Annotated in this window: 14 protein-coding genes; 11 read left to right on the top strand and 3 right to left on the bottom strand. The window is 64.7% G+C overall.

Annotation, left to right across the window (positions count from 1 at the left end):
• Positions 1-439: 439 nt before the first annotated feature.
• Together VHL31_RS10380 and VHL31_RS10375 are read right to left on the bottom strand one after the other, a co-directional pair.
• Positions 440-1000, bottom strand: a complete 561-nt coding sequence (locus VHL31_RS10380; RefSeq protein WP_329661136.1) for a 2,4'-dihydroxyacetophenone dioxygenase family protein — start codon at positions 998-1000, stop codon at positions 440-442.
• 94 nt (positions 1001-1094) lie between these two features.
• Positions 1095-2339, bottom strand: coding sequence for a right-handed parallel beta-helix repeat-containing protein (locus VHL31_RS10375; RefSeq protein WP_414653695.1), 1245 nt, complete (start codon positions 2337-2339; stop codon positions 1095-1097).
• 918 nt (positions 2340-3257) lie between these two features.
• Between VHL31_RS10375 and VHL31_RS10370 the strand changes: the two genes are divergently transcribed.
• From VHL31_RS10370 to VHL31_RS10345, 6 genes are read left to right on the top strand one after another with little or no spacing between them, the layout of a single operon-like run.
• Entirely contained in the window at positions 3258-4889 is a 1632-nt protein-coding gene (locus VHL31_RS10370; protein WP_329661134.1) for a polysaccharide biosynthesis protein, read from the top strand.
• 8 nt (positions 4890-4897) lie between these two features.
• Positions 4898-5983, top strand: coding sequence for a glycosyltransferase (locus VHL31_RS10365; RefSeq protein WP_329661133.1), 1086 nt, complete (start codon positions 4898-4900; stop codon positions 5981-5983).
• A complete protein-coding gene (locus VHL31_RS10360; protein ID WP_329661132.1) occupies positions 5980-8454 on the top strand; it encodes a glycosyltransferase in 2475 nt (824 codons plus the stop codon). Before VHL31_RS10365 ends, VHL31_RS10360 begins: the two co-directional genes overlap by 4 nt.
• Positions 8451-9716, top strand: coding sequence for an O-antigen ligase family protein (locus VHL31_RS10355; RefSeq protein ID WP_329661131.1), 1266 nt, complete (start codon positions 8451-8453; stop codon positions 9714-9716). Before VHL31_RS10360 ends, VHL31_RS10355 begins: the two co-directional genes overlap by 4 nt.
• On the top strand, positions 9700-10887 hold the full coding sequence (locus VHL31_RS10350; RefSeq protein WP_329661130.1) for a glycosyltransferase: 1188 nt from the start codon (positions 9700-9702) through the stop codon (positions 10885-10887). The genes VHL31_RS10355 and VHL31_RS10350 overlap by 17 nt, the downstream gene beginning before the upstream one ends.
• A complete protein-coding gene (locus tag VHL31_RS10345; RefSeq protein WP_329661129.1) occupies positions 10884-11957 on the top strand; it encodes a glycosyltransferase family 2 protein in 1074 nt (357 codons plus the stop codon). Before VHL31_RS10350 ends, VHL31_RS10345 begins: the two co-directional genes overlap by 4 nt.
• 32 nt (positions 11958-11989) lie before the next feature.
• On the opposite strand, the gene VHL31_RS10340 is transcribed toward VHL31_RS10345, so the two are convergent.
• Positions 11990-13129: a right-handed parallel beta-helix repeat-containing protein gene (locus tag VHL31_RS10340; RefSeq protein ID WP_329661128.1), complete on the bottom strand. Its 1140-nt coding sequence runs from the start codon at positions 13127-13129 to the stop codon at positions 11990-11992.
• A 211-nt stretch (positions 13130-13340) separates the two neighbouring features.
• Here VHL31_RS10340 and VHL31_RS10335 point away from each other — a divergent pair, with 211 nt between their 5' ends.
• The 5 genes from VHL31_RS10335 (at position 13341) to VHL31_RS10315 (ending at position 20317) form a co-directional block, all read left to right on the top strand.
• Complete coding sequence (locus VHL31_RS10335; RefSeq protein ID WP_329661127.1) at positions 13341-15131, top strand: Wzz/FepE/Etk N-terminal domain-containing protein; 1791 nt, start codon at positions 13341-13343, stop codon at positions 15129-15131.
• Positions 15124-16356: a DegT/DnrJ/EryC1/StrS family aminotransferase gene (locus VHL31_RS10330; protein WP_329661126.1), complete on the top strand. Its 1233-nt coding sequence runs from the start codon at positions 15124-15126 to the stop codon at positions 16354-16356. The genes VHL31_RS10335 and VHL31_RS10330 overlap by 8 nt, the downstream gene beginning before the upstream one ends.
• On the top strand, positions 16356-16979 hold the full coding sequence (locus VHL31_RS10325; protein ID WP_329661125.1) for a sugar transferase: 624 nt from the start codon (positions 16356-16358) through the stop codon (positions 16977-16979). The genes VHL31_RS10330 and VHL31_RS10325 overlap by 1 nt, the downstream gene beginning before the upstream one ends.
• A gap of 788 nt (positions 16980-17767) precedes the next feature.
• Positions 17768-18508, top strand: coding sequence for a HEAT repeat domain-containing protein (locus VHL31_RS10320; protein WP_329661124.1), 741 nt, complete (start codon positions 17768-17770; stop codon positions 18506-18508).
• A gap of 330 nt (positions 18509-18838) precedes the next feature.
• Positions 18839-20317, top strand: coding sequence for a protein adenylyltransferase SelO (locus tag VHL31_RS10315; protein WP_329661123.1), 1479 nt, complete (start codon positions 18839-18841; stop codon positions 20315-20317).
• Positions 20318-20528: the final 211 nt, after the last annotated feature.

The following is a 20528-nucleotide window of genomic DNA, read 5'->3' as shown; positions in this document are numbered from 1 at the left end:
TCCAGCAGACCTACAACCGGAGCTGGATCGTCGAGCGGCACGGCTACCGGACACCCGCCCAGGTTCGAGCCGGCCAGCTTGGTCAGATGCACATGGCCGCGTGAGCGCACATCGGTGTCTCATCATTGTGGACCGGTACAGTGATGCCGATCTCGGACAGGGCCTCTCGTCTGCCAATCGCCTCGCGGGCCTTGAAGGCCAGTACCGACGCCTCGTCACCCCAGATCAGAGCGTCGGCAGCGATGCTCTCCCCAATGTCGGCGCTGACACAGGATGGCCGTGCGGATCAGGTCCCAGCCCCGCTGTGGTCTCCTGACCGCCGCCATTGCAGGGATGGATCTTGATGCCAAAGAAGCTGTATCGCCCTATTGCGGGTGAAGCTGCCTGCCGGATCGCTGCGCTGTTTGACGACCGCTGCCAAGGAATGGCGCCTCTCGGATCAGCGGACGAACTGATCGACGTGGCCGCTGCCAAGGCCGATTGCCTCGAAGTGCCTGCGTGCTGCCTCGAGCTTGGTGAAGACATCCTCGTAGCCCAGGGCTTCTCCCTGCGGATCGACATAGCTGTAACCACCCGTGACGTGGAACAGGGTGATCATGCCTTCCGCATCCTCGGGCACCACCAGCGTATGGGTCTCGCCGGGCGGTTCGAATACATAGTCCCCTGCCCGGGCGACCCAGTCGTGCTCAAGATAGTGCCAGGACCCGCGCAAGGTAAAAGCATGGACCGGACCGAAATGGCGGTGACGGGACAAGACACCCGACTTCTGCACCTTGAGGATATTGACATAGAAGCCCTGGGTGACGTTCAGCACCAGCGGCTTGAACCAGACGTCCTTTGCCTGTGGGACCCAGCTCGGGTCGTCATCCAGCGCCAGGGCGCCGGCAAGGAAGATATCCGGCACCATGCCGGCCGGCTGGGGGCGCTGATACGCGACCTTGCTCGGATCCAGCCGACGCTGCGCGCCACCGCCGGCTGTATCCAGGGTCGTGGATGTCATTTCTACTGCTCCGACGGGCTTTACACGAGACCAGGAGGGAAGGTGCCTGGACGTATTCGTCAAGCTCATCCTGCCGCAAAGCCGGCACCGGGCGTCATGACGTCGGCTCGTACTCGTAGGCACCGAGGTCGGGTGCGCTGCCGACATAGGGCAGTCCCACGTCCACACCACGATCGATCATCCGGAGGTTGCCGGGATCGAGCTTCAGGAAGGGAAGGGAAGGCAACGAGCCATCTGCTTCCCTGTCCTGCGTCACGCCGGCTGAGGAGACGCTCTGGAAGTCTTCGGCCACAACCCCGCTGGGAAGGAGGTTCCAGGAGTTGTGCGATGCCGAGATACTGCCGCTCAGCCAGTTGGGAACAGGCCCGTAGGCGATATTGTTGCGCAACGCATGGGACAGCTTTTCGCTGAACACGAAGTTGGCCAGGCCGTTGTTCATCGCCACGTTGTTGTAGATGTTCATCGCGCCCGCAGCTCCGTTGGAGTCGAAGCCCGTATACCGGTTCCCGAAGGCGAGGTTCTGCGTCACGGAATGCCTTGGACCGGCTGTATTGCGTCCCAGCTTGAACCCCACACCATCACCGGCCTCCATGGATGAATCCGGTACGAACCCGTTCCAGAACGACCAGGATCCGGAAATGCTGACGCGTCCTTCGGACATCCACAGGTCGACGCCGTCGTCCGAGTTTGCCCAGGTCCGACAGCCGACGATCCGATTGCCGTTCAAGCCGGCTGGCACGCCGACGCCGATGCCATCCGCATGGGCGCCTGCCGTCGGACGGGTCTTGTCGTCGAAATTGTGGTGGACGTCACAATTCTGGAGCAGGTTGTGGTTCGCATTTCCCTCGATGCGGATCCCCACGCCTGCGTGGCCGTGGCTCACAACGCCGTCCAGCACGTTGTTCGAGCCGTCCTTGACCAGGATGCCCAGCGACCAGCTCGTCTCGTCGATCTGCCTTGCACCGGTGACGGCGATGTCAGCGATCCGCCACCAGCTGGCTCGAAGATCCAGGCAGTACACTCCGGTCCGATAGCTCATCCCAGAGCAGTCCAGGATGGCGGTGCCACCATCGCCACGCATCGTGATGGGCGCCGATTTTCTGCCGCTCCGGGTGATCCTTGCGCCGTAGCTGCGTGACGCCTCCACCTTGTATCGTCCAGGCTGCAGGAGGATCGTATCCCCAGGCGCAGCCGCGCTGACGGCACGTTGCCATGTGGCGAACGGAAGATCCCATGAGCCGCTGTAATCGTCATTTCCGGCGATCGCCACATGCCAAGTCTTGGCCTGTGCGGCAGATGCACAGCTAATTGATAATATGACAAGAAGAGCCCGGAGCATCACAGTTTCGTCTTTCGCTTCTCGATTTTGCTGATTTTCGAGGAGACGACTGTGGCGGCCGATGAAATGCTCGGATCTTCGCTGAAAAAGGACAGCTGTCGATTGGCGAGAGGCAGGATGGAGGACTTCTACCCGCTGAGATTGACAACAAGAACAACAGCTAGAAAGCCTTTAGAAAAAAAGCCACAGCAGCCGTATCCCTTCGCATTCTGGCAGTAACCACTGGCAGACATGTGGTTCATCAAGAAGGCGACAAGTTGTCACAATGCCTGATGTGATTCGATGTAACTGACTGCTGATCTGAACATGACATTCTCGCTTCCAAAGTGGGAGATTGCGCATGCACGAATACGGAAGCTCATTTTCAAGCGACAAGGTATGACCACTCTCAACTACTGCATTCCCGGTGATTTCCCCTGATTGCGCGAACAATTTACCTTTCTTTCGCGTTGACTCGGGGAAATTTTCATCTACAACGCGTCTCATATTTATTGAGTTCGCTTTCTAGGCGAAATTTGACATATCTCATTCGTTGTAGGTTGCCTAAAGATCCTGAATTGCTTCACGCTCATTTTCTGGAGGGCGATGATGCTCGCCTCGTATATGTCTGCGTTTCATGCAGCCGATCCTTCATGGCTGAACAATAACAAGCGCTATGCCGTCATCTATTTTATCGACGCATTACTTATTGCCCTAGCTACTCTATGCGCGATCCGACTGGTGGAAGCTGTCGAAACCACTGGCGAACTCCTGACAGGCATTCAGCTTACAACTGCGATCGGCTTGATGGCCTTGAGCTTCGCGGTGTGTGCTTTCTTTGACCCGTCTCATCGTAGCTTCTGGCGCCTCATGTCCGGCCTGCAAGTGGTCAGGCTACTTCGGCTTGTCTTTGTTGCCTGGGCCGTCGCAGTGCTCATCTTGCTCACGATCTGGCCGACCTACCTCGTAATGAGGATCGCTTTCCCCGAATTGATCGCGGCTACCTGCCTGCTGTTGAGCATCCGGCTGATCTATCGCTTCACCCGCGAGCGGTCCTCGGCGAAGGGCTTGGCTGCAAGCATGCCGCGGCCGGCCCTGCTGGTCGGATCCATCCACGCTTCGGCCGCCTACCTGCGTGCCCTCCAGGGATCGGGTGGCCAGAGCTTGGACGTGCGTGGTCTGATCACCCTGGGCGGCGACGACGCTGGCAGATGCCTGGATGGGGTGCCGGTCGTCGCGGAGTTGGGCGACCTGCTGGACGGCCATGGCACCGGGAAGAACCTGGCCAGGTCCGGCGCGAGCACGATCATCGTCACCGAGCCGCTCTCCCACGCCGAACTCGTCGGACTGCGCCGGATCGCCGCCGATCAGGACTGGGACGTCCAGTTTGCATCATCGCCGGACGAGAGCCTTGCGCCGGTGGCGGCGGGTAGGCTGCCGCTCAGGACATTTGCCACGAATACATTGCTGGAGCGTCCGGAACGTCATTTTCCTGCCGGCGCGGTCGAAAGCATGATCCAGGAACGCCGGATCGTGGTGACCGGGGCCGCCGGCAGCATCGGCAGCGAGATCGTGCGCCAGGTGGCGGCTTGCCGGCCCGTACGGCTCATCCTGCTGGATCACAGCGAGGCCGGACTCTTTCAGCTTGAGCGTGAGCTCAAACGCAACTTTCCCAACCTCTGCTACCGGCTCTCGACCGTCGACGTCCGTTTGCGCCATGCGCTTACGGCCGTATTCCGTGCGGAGAACCCGGACATCGTGTTCCACGCCGCTGCCCTCAAGCATGTGCCGATGGTGGAAGCGAATCCGTGCGACGGTGCCTTCACCAACATCATCGGCACCCAGAATGTCATCAATGCCTGCCGTGCCGTCGGCGTGCGTGCGATGGTGCAGGTTTCAACGGACAAGGCGGTCAACCCGACCGGCGTGATGGGCGCATCCAAGCGCGTCGCCGAGTATTGCTGCCAAGTGGCGGACCTTACGGCCGATGCCGGCTCGACGCGCTACCTCACCGTCCGGTTCGGCAATGTTCTCGGATCGAGTGGATCAGTCGTTCCAATCTTCAAGGACCAGATCGCCCGCGGTGGCCCGGTGACGGTGACGCATCCAGCCATGACCCGCTTCCTCATGACGATCGACGAGGCCGTCATGCTCGTGCTCCACGCCGCTTCGGCGACGCTGCGTTCGGATGCCCGCCGCGGAATGATCCATGTCCTCGACATGGGCGAGCCCGTGAGCATCGTGGCGCTTGCCGAGCGGATGATCCGTCTGGCCGGGCTCGAGCCCTACCGGCATATCGACATCGCGTTCACGGGGCTCCGCCCCGGCGAGAAGCTCTTCGAGGAACTGTTCGACACGAACGAGACGAAGCTCGGCGAGCTGATCGATGGCGTGATGTCGGCAACGTCCGCCATCCCGCCGCGCAAGCTGCTGGACGCCTGCGTCGAACGGATCGCCCTGGCCTGCATGCGCGGCGAGGTCGACGCCGTGCGCCGCGAGCTTGCGATCCTGGTGCCAGGCTATGGCAGCCAGACCAGCGTTGCGGATCAGCCGCGGACCTTGGCCGCATGAATACCGCCATGTCGGTCGGAATCTTCCTGCCTTCGCTCGAAGGGGGCGGAGCGGAGCGGGCCATGCTCAATCTCGCCAAGGGTATCCGCGAGGCCGGGCACGAGGTCGACCTCGTGGTCGCATCGGGGCTCGGTCCCTATCGGGACGAGGTCGAAGGCGGTGTGCGGTTCGTTGATCTCGGGGCGCGACGGACGCTCTCCGCCCTGCCGGCACTGGTCCGCTACCTTCGCCTGCGCCGCCCGCGCGTCCTGTTCAGCGCGCTCGATCATGCGAACCTGGTAGCACTCCTGGCAGGCCGCCTGTCAGGCACCGGTGTCGAGGTGGTCCCAGGGCTCCGCAACACGCGCTCCGAGGAAATTTCGGCACGGGCCGACTTCAAGGAGCGCATCATCCTGGCGCTGAGCCGGCCGATGTATGCGGCGGCCCGGCATTTGGTCGCGGTATCGGCGGGTGTAGCCAAGGACGCATGCGGCCTGCTGGGCCTGCGGCCCGACCAAGTCGTGGTGATCCCCAATCCCGTGCTGACCCCGGATCTCGACCGCTTGGCCAGTGCCCGGATTTCGCACCCCTGGTTCGCGGATGGCGCGCCGCCCGTGATCCTGGCATGCGGAAGGCTCACCGGGCAGAAGGATTACGTCACCCTCGTCCGGGCCTTCGCGAGATTGCGCCGGGAGCAGGATGTACGGCTGTTGATCCTGGGCGAAGGCGAAGATCGTTCCGTGATCGAGGCCCTCGCCGCTGATCTCGGCATCGCGGGCTCGGTCAGCCTGCCGGGCTTCGACCCGAACCCGTTCCGCTACATGGCCCGCTGCGACCTGTTCGTGCTGTCGTCCCGGTTCGAGGGTTCGCCCAACGTCCTGGTCCAGGCACTTGCCTGCGGCGCACCTGTGGTCGCCACCGATTGCCCCAGCGGCCCACGGGAGATACTGGAGGATGAGGCGGCGACCTGCCTCGTGCCGGTCGGCGATGTGGCGGGGCTGGCCGATGCCATGGCCAGAGCGCTCCGCTCGGGTCGGGCCGGATGCGTCGCGACAAGGCTGGCGCGGTTCGACTATCGCACGGCCGCCGCTGCCTATCTGTCGCTCCTGCCATGAGCGGATTCTTCGCCACATCGCCAGCGGAGCGGCTGCCGCTCGCCGCGGTCCTGCGCCGATCAGTCGAGCAGATCGGCATCCCGCCATCTTTGTTCACCCGCAGCACTGCGCTGTTCCTGGCGATCCTGGCCGGGCAGGCGGCGAGCTTCGCGGTCCAGGCCGTGGTCGCACGGAACATCGGGCCCGCTTCCTATGGCCTCTACTCCTACGCCTTCACGCTGGCCAACCTGCTGGCGCTGGTCGCTGCGTGGGGCGGGGACCGGATGCTGGTCCGCTTCGTCAGCGACTATCACGGCCGCGGATGCAGGGCCTTGGTCCGCCGGGTGGTCCTCTGGACGTTCTCGCGGATCGGCACGGTCGCCCTGATCGCGGGCGCGGCGCTTGCCGCCATGGGCTGGATGGCAGGCAAGGAGGATCCCGAGCGGGCTGCCGCCTTCATGCTGGCGGGCCTCTGCGTCCCGATCATCGTGGGCGGCAATCTGGCAGAAAACGTTCTTCGCGCACTCGGGGCACAGAGCTGGGCAAATCTGCCGAACCGCCTGATCCGCCCGATCCTGATGGGATTGGTCTTCCTCCTGCTGCTCCAGGCCGGTTCTGACCGGCAAGGCGCCATGGCCGCGGTCGGCAGCAATGCTGTTGCCATCGCACTGACCGCCGCGGCGGGCCTGTTGGCCTCGTGGATACGTCTCGGGCCGGCCGGCACCGAAAGGCTTCCAGCCGATCCGCAGTGGCGCAAGGTGGGTATCGCCCTGGGGCTGGGCACGCTCGCGCTCTACCTCACCCAGCAGGTCGACGTGCTTCTGCTGGGCTACCTGACGGACGCATCTTCCCTGGGCGTCTACACCGCCGTGACGCGGATCGCCTCCGTGCTGGCATTCGCGAATATCGCGGCCGTCGCCACCATCCAACCTGTACTGGCGAGGCGCAGCGGCCAGCAGGATTCGGCCAGCCTCCAGTCGGTACTGCGCGGAGGTGCGCGCTTTGCGTTCTTCGTCAACCTGGCCGCGGGCCTTCCGGTCCTCGTCCTCGCCGAGCCGATCCTGCGCGTGTTCGGCGGGGAGTTCGTCACCGGTGCGTTCGCCCTGCGGGTCCTTACGCTTGCGACCATGATCGCGTCCTCCTTCAGCATGTCGGGCGCAGCGCTCTCCATGCGTGGCTGCGAGCGGCACGCGACAGCCGTGCTGATCGCGGGCTGCCTGCTGGCGCTGGTCTCGAACCTGCTCCTGATCCCTTATGCCGGGATCGACGGTGCAGCCTTGGCGACCGGCGCATCCACAGTCGCCTGGAACATCGGCCTGTTCTTGGTGGCGCAGCGGAAGCTGGGTGTCCTCGCCCTGCCCTTCGGGAGGACACCGCCGCCGCTATCAGCAGCCGTGGTCGCGGCCAGGGACGTCACCATCTTCCTGCCGACCCTCGCCGGCGGCGGTGCCGAGCGCGCGATGCTGAACCTGGCACGGGGATTCGCCGAGGCCGGGCATCCGACTACGCTGGTGGTCGTCCATGACGAGGGGGCCTATCGCGACCTTGTGCCGGCCGGCGTCCGCAAGGTGGTGCTCGGGTCGACCCGCACTTGGCAGGCGGCCCTGCAGCTTGCCCGCTATCTGCGCCGCGAGCGTCCATGGCGGGTCTACTCGGCGATGGACGACGCCAACCTCGTGGCGCTGACCGCGCGGTTCTTAGCCCTGTCGCCGTCCGAAATCGTGTGCGGCATCCATAATACACCCTCCTTGCGCATCGGCCGGAACGAAGGCTGGCGTGGCGTCATGAGAATCAGGCTGCTGCGTTGGCTCTACCGGACTGCCCGAGCCGTGGTGGCCGTGTCGGACGGCGTGGCGGCCGATTCCCAACGGGTGTTCGCCCTTGATGCTGGCAAGCTCGTCGTGATCCCCAATCCAGTGCTCGTGCCGGAACTGCAGGTGCGGGCCGACGAGCCAGCAGCACACCCCTGGCTCGTCGGCCGGAAGGCACCGGTCCTGCTCGCCTGCGGGCGCCTGACCGCACAAAAGGACTATCCGACCTTGCTGCGCGCGATGGAACGGGTGCGCCGGGCACGCGATGTCCGGCTGATCATCCTGGGCGAGGGGGAGCAGCGCGCGGAGCTGGAAGCACTGCGCGACGAACTGGGGCTAAGGGCCGTCGTCGACATGCCGGGGTTCGCGGCTAATCCCTACGCGTACATGGCCGCGTGCGATCTGTTCGTCCTCTCCTCGCGGTACGAAGGCTCGCCGGTGGTGCTCGTCGAGGCACTGGCGTGCGGCGCCAGGATCGTGTCGACCGACTGCCCAAGCGGCCCGGCGGAGACGCTGGCCGACGTCCCGGGAACGAAGCTGGTGCCGGTCGGAGCCGCGGGAGCATTGGCGGACGCGATCCTGGGGATGGTAGCCGACCGGGAGAACCGGCCCGGCCCTCGGTGCCTCGAACGCTTCGACTACCGGGCGGCAGCACAACATTATCTGGACCTGCATCCATGACCGGCACTGCCATGCCTGTGTCGGCCCATCGGGTGCACGAGCCCATCTCGTTGGTCTCAGCCTACGTGATGGTGTCGCTCGTCCTGCTGATGACCCAGCTCGACCAGTATCTCGGGAACCTTGGAGCCTATGGCAGGCTGGGCTTCCTGGTCTTTCCGACGATCGCGCTTCCCTACGTCCTGGTCGTGCTGTGCGCGCCCCGGTCGGACGAGATGGTCGGACGGGCCCTGTCTGCCTGGCGGCGCAACGGTCTGGTGCTGTGGCTCTTCCTGGCCTGGACGCTCTGGCATCTGGTCTGCCTGTCCGGCCAGTCGCTGATCGACAACGACGACGACGTGACGCGCCTGTTTCCGATCTACCATCTCGTCGTCTTGCTGTTCGGAATGGCCTTGGCAGTCGCGCCCGATGACAGCACGGTCGTGCGGCGGGGCGCCACGTTTGCGTTCCTGGTGCTCGGCGCCTCGGTCATCGCAGACCTGATCTTTCCCGGCACCTTTTCGGTCCGCTCCTATCGCCCGGCCGGGCTCACGACCGACGCCAACGTCACCGCCGCCACCTTGCTGATGATCCTGCCGTTCTGCCTGCGGTACGACCGGTTCCGGGCGGGCAGCATCGTCCTCATGGTTGCCGGTTTCATGCTCGTGATGCTCACCTTGTCGCGCAGTGGCCTGATGATGTGGGCCGTCCTGGCAGGCATCTACGTACTGGCGGCGGGCCGCAGGCGCCCGTTCCATACGCTGCTGCTGATCGCCGCGTTCGTGGCGGCAGCGGTGAGCCTGATGATCGTTTTCGCGGACCTGGTGGCCAGCCTGGACATCGCAAGGATGCCCGAGGTCGAACGGCGGATCGACCAGCTACTGATGCGAACGGACGTGCTGGCGGATGACTACCGCCCGGCCCTGTTGCGGTACTTCCTGCAGATCGCCCTGCAGGAACCCCTGGTGGGGCAGGGAACCGGCTACGCGCTGGGTTTCGCGAAGCCAGGCGCGCCGTTCGGGCTTGGCCCCCACAACATCTACCTGCGCGAATGGATCGACCTGGGGATGGTGGGCCTGGTTCTCTATCTCCTGATCCCGGGGTCCGCACTGATCGCCGCCTGGGCACGCAGGTCACCGCTCCTGCTGGCCGTCGCGGTCATCATGCTCATCGGCGGCCTGTTCAGCCACACGGTCATCGACAGCAAGAGCACGCTCATGGCGTTGGCCATGGCACTGGCACTGAGTGCACCCGAGGGGAACCGAGGTGATGCCCGTGGCGTCTGACCCGTCGATGCGGATCGTGCACGTCCTCGACGGGATCGGGGTAGGTGGCGCCGAATTCGTCCTGCTGAACCTCGTGCGCGGTCTCCAGGCCGAGGGACATCATAACACCGTCATCTCGCTCACCACTCCGAGCCACATGCGTACGGAACTCAAGGCGGCCGGTGCCGCCGTGCTGTCGCTCGACATGTCCAGGGGACGGCTCGCCCTGTCCGACGCCATCCGAGTGCGCGACGCCATCCGCCGCGCCAGCCCCGACCTGATTCAGGGCTGGATGTATCATGGCAATGCGGCAGCGGCTCTGGGCAGGTTATTGGCCGTGCACGCCTGTCCGCTCGTCTGGAGCATCCACAATACGCTTGAGCCGGCACCGGACTATCGCCTTCTCACGCGTCTTGCGATGCGGGGAGGGGCGCTGTTCTCCGGGCTCTGCGGTGCCATCGTCTATGTCTCAGCCGCGAGTGCCCGCCAGCACGAGCAGCGGGGCTACCGTGCCGACCGGACAGCCGTCATCTCGAACGGCATCGACGTCGGACGCTTTCGGCCGGACGAGCGTGCGCGCCATCTTGTGCGTGTCGCGCTCGGTCTCGATGCCTCGACCCCGCTGGTCGGCTGCTTCGCACGCTGGGACCCGATGAAGGGACATGACCGTCTCCTGCGGGCGCTCGCTTGCCAGTCGGCCAGCAAGAGGATGCCCCCGCATCTCGTTCTCGCAGGAAGCGGTATCGACAAGGACAACGCGGCGCTGCTCGCGATGATCGAGGAGGCGGGCTTGCGTGGCCGGGTCAGCCTCCTGGGAGCACGCAGCGACGTCCCACAGCTGATGAACGCGCTCGACCTGTTCGTGCTGCCGTCGATCTGGGGCGAGGCGTTCCCGCTGGTCCTGGGCGAAGCCATGGCTACCGGTGTCCCGTCAATCGCCACAGATATCGGCGACTGCGGCCTGCTGCTCGGTGACCATGGCCTCCTCGTGCCCCCTGGCGACGATCCGGCGCTCGCCTCGGCAATCGACGCGGTCTTTTCGCTCGGACCGGCCGAGCGGGTGGAATTGGGTGCAAGGGCGCGCGCACGTGTAATCGAGCAGTTTTCTCTGTCGTCGATGATCGAGCGCTACGCGAGTCTCTACGGGAGACTCGTGCGCCAGCCGCAGGGGACGCCGCAATGGGCGGCATGAGCATCCAACTGCCGTCTGTGGTGGAGACCAGCCCCGCTCGGTGCGACCTGCCGACCGTGACGATCGTCATCCCGACGTTCAACGAACGGGACCACATTGCCGACTGTCTTCGGACCGTCCTCGCCACCGACTATCCGCCAGGCCGGTTCGAAGTCATCGTCGTCGATGGTATGAGCGATGACGGGACACCTTCGATCGTCGGCGGCTTCGCACAGATGCATCCGTGTCTCTCGCTGCGGGACAACCCCGACCGTCTGCCTGCATTCGCCATGAACATCGGAATCTCAGCAGCCAGGGGCGAGATCATTGTCCGACTGGACGCCCATGCAACATATCCGTCCAGCTATGTCAGGCAGTGCATCCAGCGGTTGCAGCAGAGCCGAGCCGCCAATGTCGGTCCGGCCTGCCGGACCCTTCCGGGCGCGCCGACCATGGTCGCCCGAACGATCGCGGCCGCACTCTCCCACCCGTTCGGCGTGGGAAACGCCCGGTTCCGCACCGGCGGGCGCGAGCCCATGCCGGTCGACACGGTACCGTTCGGCTGCTGGCGCCGGGATGTGCTGGTGGCGGCAGGTGGCTTCCGTACCGATCTTCCCTATGCCGAAGATGACGAGCTGAATGCCCGGCTGCGCCGCAACGGCGGTGTGGTCCTGCTCGATCCGGGCATTCAGGCCGGTTACTTCGCGCGGCCCACGCTTCGCCGTCTCGCCGCGATGCTCTACCGCTACGGCTACCACAAGCCGTTCTCGGCCCGTGCGATCGGGCACATCCCCACCTGGCGACAGTTGGTACCGCCAGCCTTCCTGGTGGCGCTGGGGATGGCGCTGCTCGCGGGCGCGGTCTGGCCCGACCTCGCCTGGATCCTTCCGTTGCTCCTGGTCCTGCATCTCGCTGCGGGCTTGGCCGGGGCGATCCTGAGCCGCCGGGGCGATCGGTCGATCGTGCAGGTCCTGCAGCTGCCGCCAGTCTTCCTGGGAATGCACCTGGTGTATGGCTGGGCGTATCTGCGCGGACTTGTCGACCTCCTGGCCGTCGGACGCCCGATGCCCATCGACGGAGCGGGTCGGTGAACTGCCTGTGCGACCCGCGACGCGCCGCCGCCTCAGTCCGAGGAGGTCGGCCAGCCGCATCCCAGGTGCGGCAGGGATCCATCCGTTCTGCGAGGTCCATCGATCTCGCGCGACCCGGCGATGCAGCGGACAATCGAGGGTGGAAGGACCGTAGAGGCATCCTCCTCCTGATGGTCCTCCCAGGCCGGGTTGCCGGCAAGCGCGAGATCGCTCAGTCGATGTCCTGGCTCGGGAAAGACGAATCCAGCCATGCCGTTGTCGATCGCGGCACTGTCCAGCACCTCGATCGGACCGGCGGCACCATTGGAGTCGAAGCCTGCGTAGCGGTTCTCCAGGCTCAGGCTTCCAATGATCCGGTGCCGAGGCCCGGTCTCGTTGCGGCCGAGCTTGAAGCCGACACCGTCGCCCGCGGGGACCGCGCTGCCTGGCAGGTACCCATTCCAGAATGCCCAGCTGGAGCGAATGGTGACGGGAGCCTCCGCGTGCCAGAGATCGACTCCATCATCGGAGTTCGCCCAGGTCCGGCAAGCGACGATCTCGTTCCCCTGGGCAGAGGGCGGCAGGAACTTGAAGCCGATGCCGTCGGCGTCCCCGCCAGGCGGACGAGTGAGCCGATCGACGTTGCGATAGGAATCACAGTTCACCAGCCTGTTGTTGGACGAGCTCCCGGTCACGAGGATGCCGGTCCCCTCGTTCTCGTAGCTCGCGACCTGATCCAGACGATTGTTGCTAGCGTCCTCGATCAGCACCCCGATCGACCAACTATGCCGAAAGCCCTGGCGGGCGCGAGTGATGTCGACCTCCCGCAGCACCCACCAGTCTGCCAGCAGATGCAGGCAGGCAAGGCCTGCCTCGCTTGGAACCTCGGAGCAGTCGAGCAGTGCCCGCCCGCCGGTGCTGCGCAGGGTAACCGGCGCATCTGGCCGGCCGCTCCTCGCTATTCGTACCCCCTGGGTACCCTGAACGACATAGGTGCCGGCCCTGACCAGGATGGTGTCGCCGGGCAGGGCCTCGTCGATCGCACGCTGCCACGTGGCGAAGGGAGCCTGCTCGGTGCCTTCGGCGTCGTCCAGGCCGTCCGGCGCCACGTACCATGTCCGCGCGAGCGCATCACTGCTGGCCATCACGATCAAGAGCGCGGCAAGGACGCAGAAGTCATACCTGGGTATCAAGAATAGGACCTGCTACTTAACGTTCAGAATATGCACATATATTACTATTTATTATTCCTTAGCTGATAATCAAGCGCATCATCAAAGTGGAATATATATTGAAATTTTATAAATTTAAGTCTCGCGCCTCTGATCGAGGGCGAGCACCGGGTGCGCCGTGTGAGCGGCTTGCCCAGAATGTTGCCCGATCCGGGCAACAGAGGCCGGTGTCATGGTGACCAAGGAGCGGCCCTTGGTCGGCTTGGCGGCCTTCCCCGACCAGTCGGAGCCGCCCTTCGGCAACCGCCAGTCCAGAGATTGGCGCAGGCTACCCGATGCTCACGCGCCGGCATTCGCCCAGGCGGCTGGCAACTTGTGGCGGCGCAAGTTCCTGATCCTGGCGTCGACCATCCTGGGCATGCTGCTGGCGGCCTTTCTCGGCTTGAAATCGGTTCCCCAGTATACGTCCGATGCCATGGTGCTGGTGGTACCGCCGAGGCAAGCTTCGCCCTTGCCGAGCGTAGTGCCGCCCGTCGCCGTAGAGCATGGCACGGTCGAGACCGAGAGCCGGGTCATTGCCTCGCGCGCCAACATCGTGCGCGCCCTGGCTCGCCTGGACCAAGCCGAGGCCACAACGGCAGAAGCTTGCATTGCCGAGGGCGTCTGGAACCGGATCCTTCATCGGCTCACCACGGAGTTCGGCTGGTCCGTCGCCACATCCTGCTCTGGCGGCTCGGCCGAACTCGCCGATGCATCGGCAGCCGGCCGCGAGCGGCGCATCGAAGCATTCCAGCGCCGCATGCAGTCCATGCCGAGCGGACAGTCGGCTCTGGTCTCGCTGTCGTTCACGTCTGGCGATCCACGGCTCTCGCAGGCCTTTCTCGACGCGGTGATCGCGAGCTACCTGGACGAGCAACTCGCCCAGAAGCGCTGGATGGCCGCACGCGCCAGTGACCTGCTGCAGACCCGGATCGACGGGCTGACGGCGGAAATTGAGCGAGCAGGCGCCATGGTCGCAGGTCCGCCTGGCTCGAACGACTGGCGCCGAGAGATCGATCGAAAGCGTGCGGAACTGGATGACCGCCTGGATGAGCGCGTGCGCCTGGATGATCAGCTGGCCTTGCTCGTACCGGATGCGCGCGCGATCTCGCCGGCATCTCCTGGCACCTTGGCGTCACCGTCGCTGACGACCTTCACGCTCTTGGGCCTGATCGGTGGGCTGACGGCAGGCTGCATGCTCGCCTTTACCCTGGATCGCTTCGACACTCGCTTGCGCAGCGAGCACGATCTTGAAGAGAAGCTTGGCGCTACCTGCATCGGTCTGGTGCCCGAGATCCGGGTTAGAACAGGCACGCTGGAAGATAGCCTGCGAAGCCGCCCCGGTTCCCTGCTCGGCCGGGCGGTTCGAGGCATCCTCGCCAGTATCGCGGCTCATCGATCGAAGGTCGTCCTGGTCACGTCGAGCCTTCGGGAAGAAGGAGCGTCGAGCTTGGCCTCTGCGCTCGCAGCCATGGCGGCGGACGGACAAGGGGCGCGCGTCCTGCTGATCGCGTCCGAGGCCACCGGTGCGCAAGCGGGCCGTGACCGGGAGCATGCGTTGGTAGAGGCGGTCAGGCCGACGGCAGGCTCCGCTCCGTTGCCCGGCATGATCCTCCGGCGCTCGGGACCGGCCGGGTACGACCTGATGTACCCCGAGCCCTACGATCATCCGCCCGTCTTAGCACCGGTCCTGCGCGCAGCCCTGCCTGGGCTTCGCACCCAGTACGACCTGATCCTGATCGACGTCGCACCGGTCCTGGTCGAGCCCGGCGCTGCCAGCCTCACCGACCTCGCCGATCTTGTCCTGCTCGTCGTGCGCTGGGGTCGGACCGACTACCGCGCCGTACGGCGGGCGATGGAGCGGCTGAGTGCCACAAGCTCTGTTGCGACTGTCCTGAGCCGGGTCGAGGTGCGCAAGCACCGCCGCTACGGCTACTTCGACATGCTTTCCATTCCAGCCATATCCCGAGGCGACGATGTCTGATCTCATGATGCGCCCTGGCCCGGTAGACGGTCGCCATGGATGCCTGGCCGACCTCGCGGCGACACCTTTGGCCGATTTCCTTCCCTTCGCCTTGCCCGACATCACGTCTGCCGAGATCGACGAGGTCGTGGCGTGCCTGCGGTCCGGCTGGATTACCACCGGGCCGAAAGTGGCGCGCTTCGAACGCGAATTCGCTGCGATGCTGGGTTCCGACGTGGAGGCCGTCGCGGTCAGTTCCGCAACAGCCGGCCTGCATCTCGCCCTCGAGGCTGCAGGTATCGGTCCTGGCGACGAGGTGATCGTGCCTGTCCACACCTTCACGGCGACGGCCGAAGTCGTCGTCTATCTCGGTGCGACGCCTGTGTTCGTCGACGTCCTGCCTGGCCAGCTGACGATGGATCCGGAGGCGGTCGAGGCCGCCATCACTCCGCGTACGCGTGCGCTGATGCCAGTGCACTACGCTGGACTGGCCTGCGACATGCGACGCCTCATCGCCCTGGCGGAACGGCATGGACTGGCAGTCATCGAGGATGCGGCTCACGCGCTGCCAACCACGCATGGGGGCATCCTGATCGGTGCGCAGCCGACCCTGGCCACCGTCTTCAGCTTCTACGCCACCAAGACCGTCGCAGCCGGGGAGGGCGGCATGCTCGTCACGCGCGACCCTGCCATCGCCAGACGCGCCCGGGTGATGCGCCTGCATGGGATCAACCGCGACGTCTTTGACCGCTACCAGGGCAAAGGCGGTGGATGGTACTACGAGGTCGTTGCGCCAGGCTTCAAGTACAACCTGACGGACATCGGCGCCTCGCTGGCGCTGGTGCAGCTGGCGCGCATGCACGAGATGCGCGCCAGGCGCGAGTTCATCGCCCGGGCCTACCTTGACGCATTCGATGGGCTCCCGGTCGACCTGCCGCCAGCCGCACCGCCCGGCGACATGCATGCATGGCATCTGTTCCCGATACTTGTGCGGGACGACGCGCCGATGTCCCGCAACGAGTTGATCGATGCGTTGCGCAACCAGGGGATCGGTACCAGCGTCCATTACGTGCCGCTCCACATGCATCCCTACTGGCGCGACTCCTATGTGCTGGAAGCCGAGCGCTTCCCCGTCAGCACCGACGCCTACCGGCGGATGGTGAGCCTGCCGATCTACAGCAAGATGAGCGATGGCAACCTTGCGCAGGTTGTCACGGCGGTACGGCAGTTGCTGGGGCAACCTTGATGACAATGCTTCGCTGGTTCGCCCGGGCCACGGTCGCGGCTGTTGCCCTTGTCATGCTGTCGCCGCTCCTGCTGGCAATCGCCTGTGCCATCTATCTGGACGACCCCGGTCCTGTGTTCTTTCGGCAGGCGAGGGTTGGCCGCCACGGCCGCGTGTTCCGGATCTGGAAGTTCCGGAGCATGCGGGTCGTGCCCGGTCCGCTGCTCACGGTCGGGGGCGATCCACGCATCACCCGGGTCGGTCGTGTCCTGCGGCGCTGCAAGCTGGACGAACTGCCGCAACTCCTGAACGTGCTGGACGGGACGATGACGTTCGTTGGTCCGAGGCCCGAAGTGCTGCGTTATGTCGACCTGTATACCCCGGCGCAGCAACAGGTACTGGATCTGATGCCGGGGATCACGGACCCGGCGTCACTGGCCTATTTCGAAGAGGAGCGGGTGCTCGCCGTGGCGGCGGACCCGGAAAAGCTCTATGTCGACAGGATCCTGCCCGAGAAGATTGACATCAATCTCCATTACGCCCGCCGCGCCAGTCTCTTCGGTGACGTCGTCATCGTAGCAAGGTCCATCTACCGGATGTTCGGGATTCAGCGTCTCCATCTGCGCCGTCTGCAAGGTGGCTGAGCTGCGGCGATCTGTGACCGGTTTCTGCAGGCGTCATGCGTATCACCCCTACACTACTTTCTCTCGAACTCGCAGATCACACAGATTTTACACAAATGTTCCTTGTCCAGGACAGCCGCTTCGGGCATGGAGGGGGCGCTGCCCGATTATCTGGGCTGCTGCACGTCGTGACATACTGGAGATAAGATCTGTCGTTGCCCTGGTGCGTTGCGAATTGCTCGCTGCGGATGTTGGGCCAGCTCAGGCTGACGGATAACCGCTACGCATATCTCACCAGTTTTTATCGGTGAAGATCCGTGGTCGGAAGTTCGTGGCGGCATGCATGGTCGGTTTCACATAAGCAGTTCTCACATTTTCACGCGCATGTCTGAATGGGTCATCAAGTATTTCGTGAGCTATCGTCATCTGTCGCCTGCGATACTCTTGCTGCAGCGATCCGGTGCGAGAGGCATCCGGCTCAGCTCGCGCTGAGATTATCGGGCTGGTGCATGATCATCAGAGGGTGGAGCACATGCTTGCCCCTGACGTTTCATCGTGCCGGCCAACCTTGCTGAACGAAATAACGATTTGCCATCAGATCCGCGCGTCATAGCGGAAGCATCCGAATAATGGCCTCTGACGTTCAATCCTGTTTTCACGAAAACCTGCGATTTGCCGCTTCGGACCGATCGCCTGGTCCGAAGGGCCGCATCGGCCATAGGCCGGCCAGCCTTCCCCAGCCGTCCGCAGAGTGGCCTTGGCTCCTGGATGGCGCGGATCTGGTGAGGTTCGGCGATCATCCGCGGTGCATGGCGGACCTGCATCGGGCTGTGCTCGACCCTGACGGGGACATGGCCAGCCGCGCCATCGTGGACCTGCAATGGCGGGGCGAACCAGGTGTCCTGGAGTTGGCCATCAAGTTGGTGGGAGACCAGGACCCCATCCGGCGCAGTCGTGGTGCGGAGATCCTGGGGCAGATCGGGATGCCGGCTCATCGGTACCCCGATCGAAGCTGGGAAGTCCTTTCGGCTGTTGTCCGGTTCGACCCCAGCGAGCACGTACGGGCCGCCTGCGTCCATGCGCTCGCACGATTGCGTGATCCGCGGGCCGTGCCGCTCCTCCTGGAAATGGTAGCTCTTCCAAGCGTTGACCTGCGTCGTGCCTTGGCGGTCGCTCTTGGCCAGTTTGCCACCGATCGCTCAGACGTCGTGCCGGCGCTGATGGCCCTGATGACCGATCCGGATGACGATGTTCGGGACTGGGCGACCCTTGGCCTCGGCACGCTCAGTCGTGAGGATGGACCTGAGATCCGTGCTGCCCTTCTGGCCCGCATTGACGATCCTCATGCCGACACACGTCAGGAAGCCCTGCTGGGCTTGGCCCGACGCGGCGACCGGCGCGCCATCAGGCCATTGATCGTGGAGCTAGAGGGCGGCCTCAGCATCGCGTTGCAGGAGGCCATGGATCATCTGCTGGGTGAATCGGAACGAGGCAGGATGGTCGCTTCACTGGATGAGCGGATCAGGCGGCTCGTACGCCTCCTCGATTGACCGGCCACCACAGGCACGGCCGCCTCGCCCGGCGGCAGCGATGACGCCACCTTTGCGAGGGGAAGACGCTCCATCTGATCCAGGGGATGCCGTCCTAGGGGAGGACTGTCTGGCTTCCGGCCGGATGCGCCGCATCGACATTATAGCTGGTCCGAGATGCAAAGCTCGCAGGGGATCCGGATTGCCGTCGGCGGACGGACAGATCGCCCCGCGACCCGGTGGAGGCCAGCTTCTGGCCAGCATTCACTCGTTTCGCAGGAACCTCGGGCGCCCTGCGGCGTATGCGGCCTACAGCATCCGGCAACCTGTCCTCCCAGGAAAGCGCGCCCCATGAGCGTCCATCTCCCATTCGACAACAGCTACGCGCGGTTGCCCGGCCATTTCTTTGCTTCGGTCGCACCCACGCCCGTGGCTGCCCCGCAACTCATCCGGCTGAACCGGGAACTCGCCGTGCAACTTGGCCTCGATCCGGATTGGCTTGCCAGTCCGGAAGGGGTGGAGATGCTGTCTGGCAGGCGAGTGCCCGAGGGAGCTCAGTCCATTGCGATGGCCTATGCCGGGCACCAGTTCGGCAGCTTCGTGCCGCAGCTCGGTGATGGCCGAGCCGTGCTGCTGGGCGAGGTCGTCGATCGGGATGGTGTCCGCCGCGACATCCAACTCAAGGGTTCCGGACCCACGCCGTTCTCGCGACGGGGCGATGGACGTGCAGCATTGGGACCAGTGCTGAGGGAGTATGTGGTGAGCGAGGCCATGGCGGCGCTCGGTCTTCCGACGACCCGGACGCTCGCCGCCACGCTGACCGGCGAGACGGTCGCGCGGGAAACCCTTCTGCCCGGTGCCGTGCTCACCCGGATCGCATCCAGCCACATCCGGGTAGGCACGTTCCAGTATTTCGCCGCCCGCCAGGACGTGGAGGCGATCCGCCAGCTTGCCGATCATGTCATTGCGCGGCACTACCCCGAGGCTGCCAAGGCCAGCAGGCCCTACCACGCGCTCCTGGAGCAGGTGATTGCGCGCCAAGCTGATCTGATCGCCCGGTGGCTACTGATCGGCTTCATCCATGGCGTGATGAACACCGACAACATGTCGATCGCCGGCGAGACCATCGACTACGGTCCGTGCGCCTTCATGGATGCCTACGATCCGGCGACCGTCTTCAGTTCCATCGACTACCATGGCCGCTACGCCTACGCGAACCAGCCCCGGATCGGCCAATGGAACCTCGCCAGACTGGCCGAAACCTTGCTGCCTCTGCTGGTGGAGGATGTGAACGAGGCTGTCGCCCAGGCGCAGGCGGCGCTGGACGGCTTCGGGCCGCGCTTCCAGAGCACCTATCAGGCGGGGCTCCGTCAGAAGCTCGGCCTCTCGACCGAGCAGGATGGCGACAAGGAGCTGGTGCAGGATCTCCTGGACGCCATGGCCGAGAACAGCGCGGACTTCACCCTGACTTTCCGGCGTCTGTGCGATGCCGCGGCTGATCCAGGGGCCGACGAGGGCGCGCGCAGTCTCTTCGCCGATCCTTCCGCCTTCGACCGTTGGGTCCAGCGTTGGCGGCAGCGGCTATTGGCCGAGTCTGGCGATGGTGAGGCACGCCGGGCCGCCATGCGTTCAGTCAATCCGGCGTTCATTCCGCGCAATCATCGGGTGGAGGCGGTCATCCAGGCTGCTACGATAAATCAGGACTTCGGGCCGTTCGACGAACTTGTGGAGGTGCTGGCAAGGCCGTTCGACGATCAGCCTGCATTCGCTCGCTATGCGGAGCCGCCCGAGCCGCACGAACTCGTCCATCAGACCTTCTGCGGCACCTAACGGCCAGGCCATTCCGGCTGCCTGCTCCAAACCGCCTCGACCAGTAGATTTCTTCTCTTCTGGCCATGCATGTCCTGGTGTGGGGATGGTTTTGGGCGTCTTGCGGGTGGTTGGGGTCATTTCCATGTAGGTGGGGGCTGGCGGGGGCTGGCGGGGGCTGGTTTGCTGTTGGTGGTGGCCGGGTTCTTGTTGGTCATGGTCTGGTCACGGT

The organism is Geminicoccus sp., assembly GCF_036263595.1.
Lineage (GTDB): Bacteria > Pseudomonadota > Alphaproteobacteria > Geminicoccales > Geminicoccaceae > Geminicoccus.
Note: the sequence above shows the minus strand (reverse complement) of the source record. Positions and strands in the feature narration are given on the sequence as shown.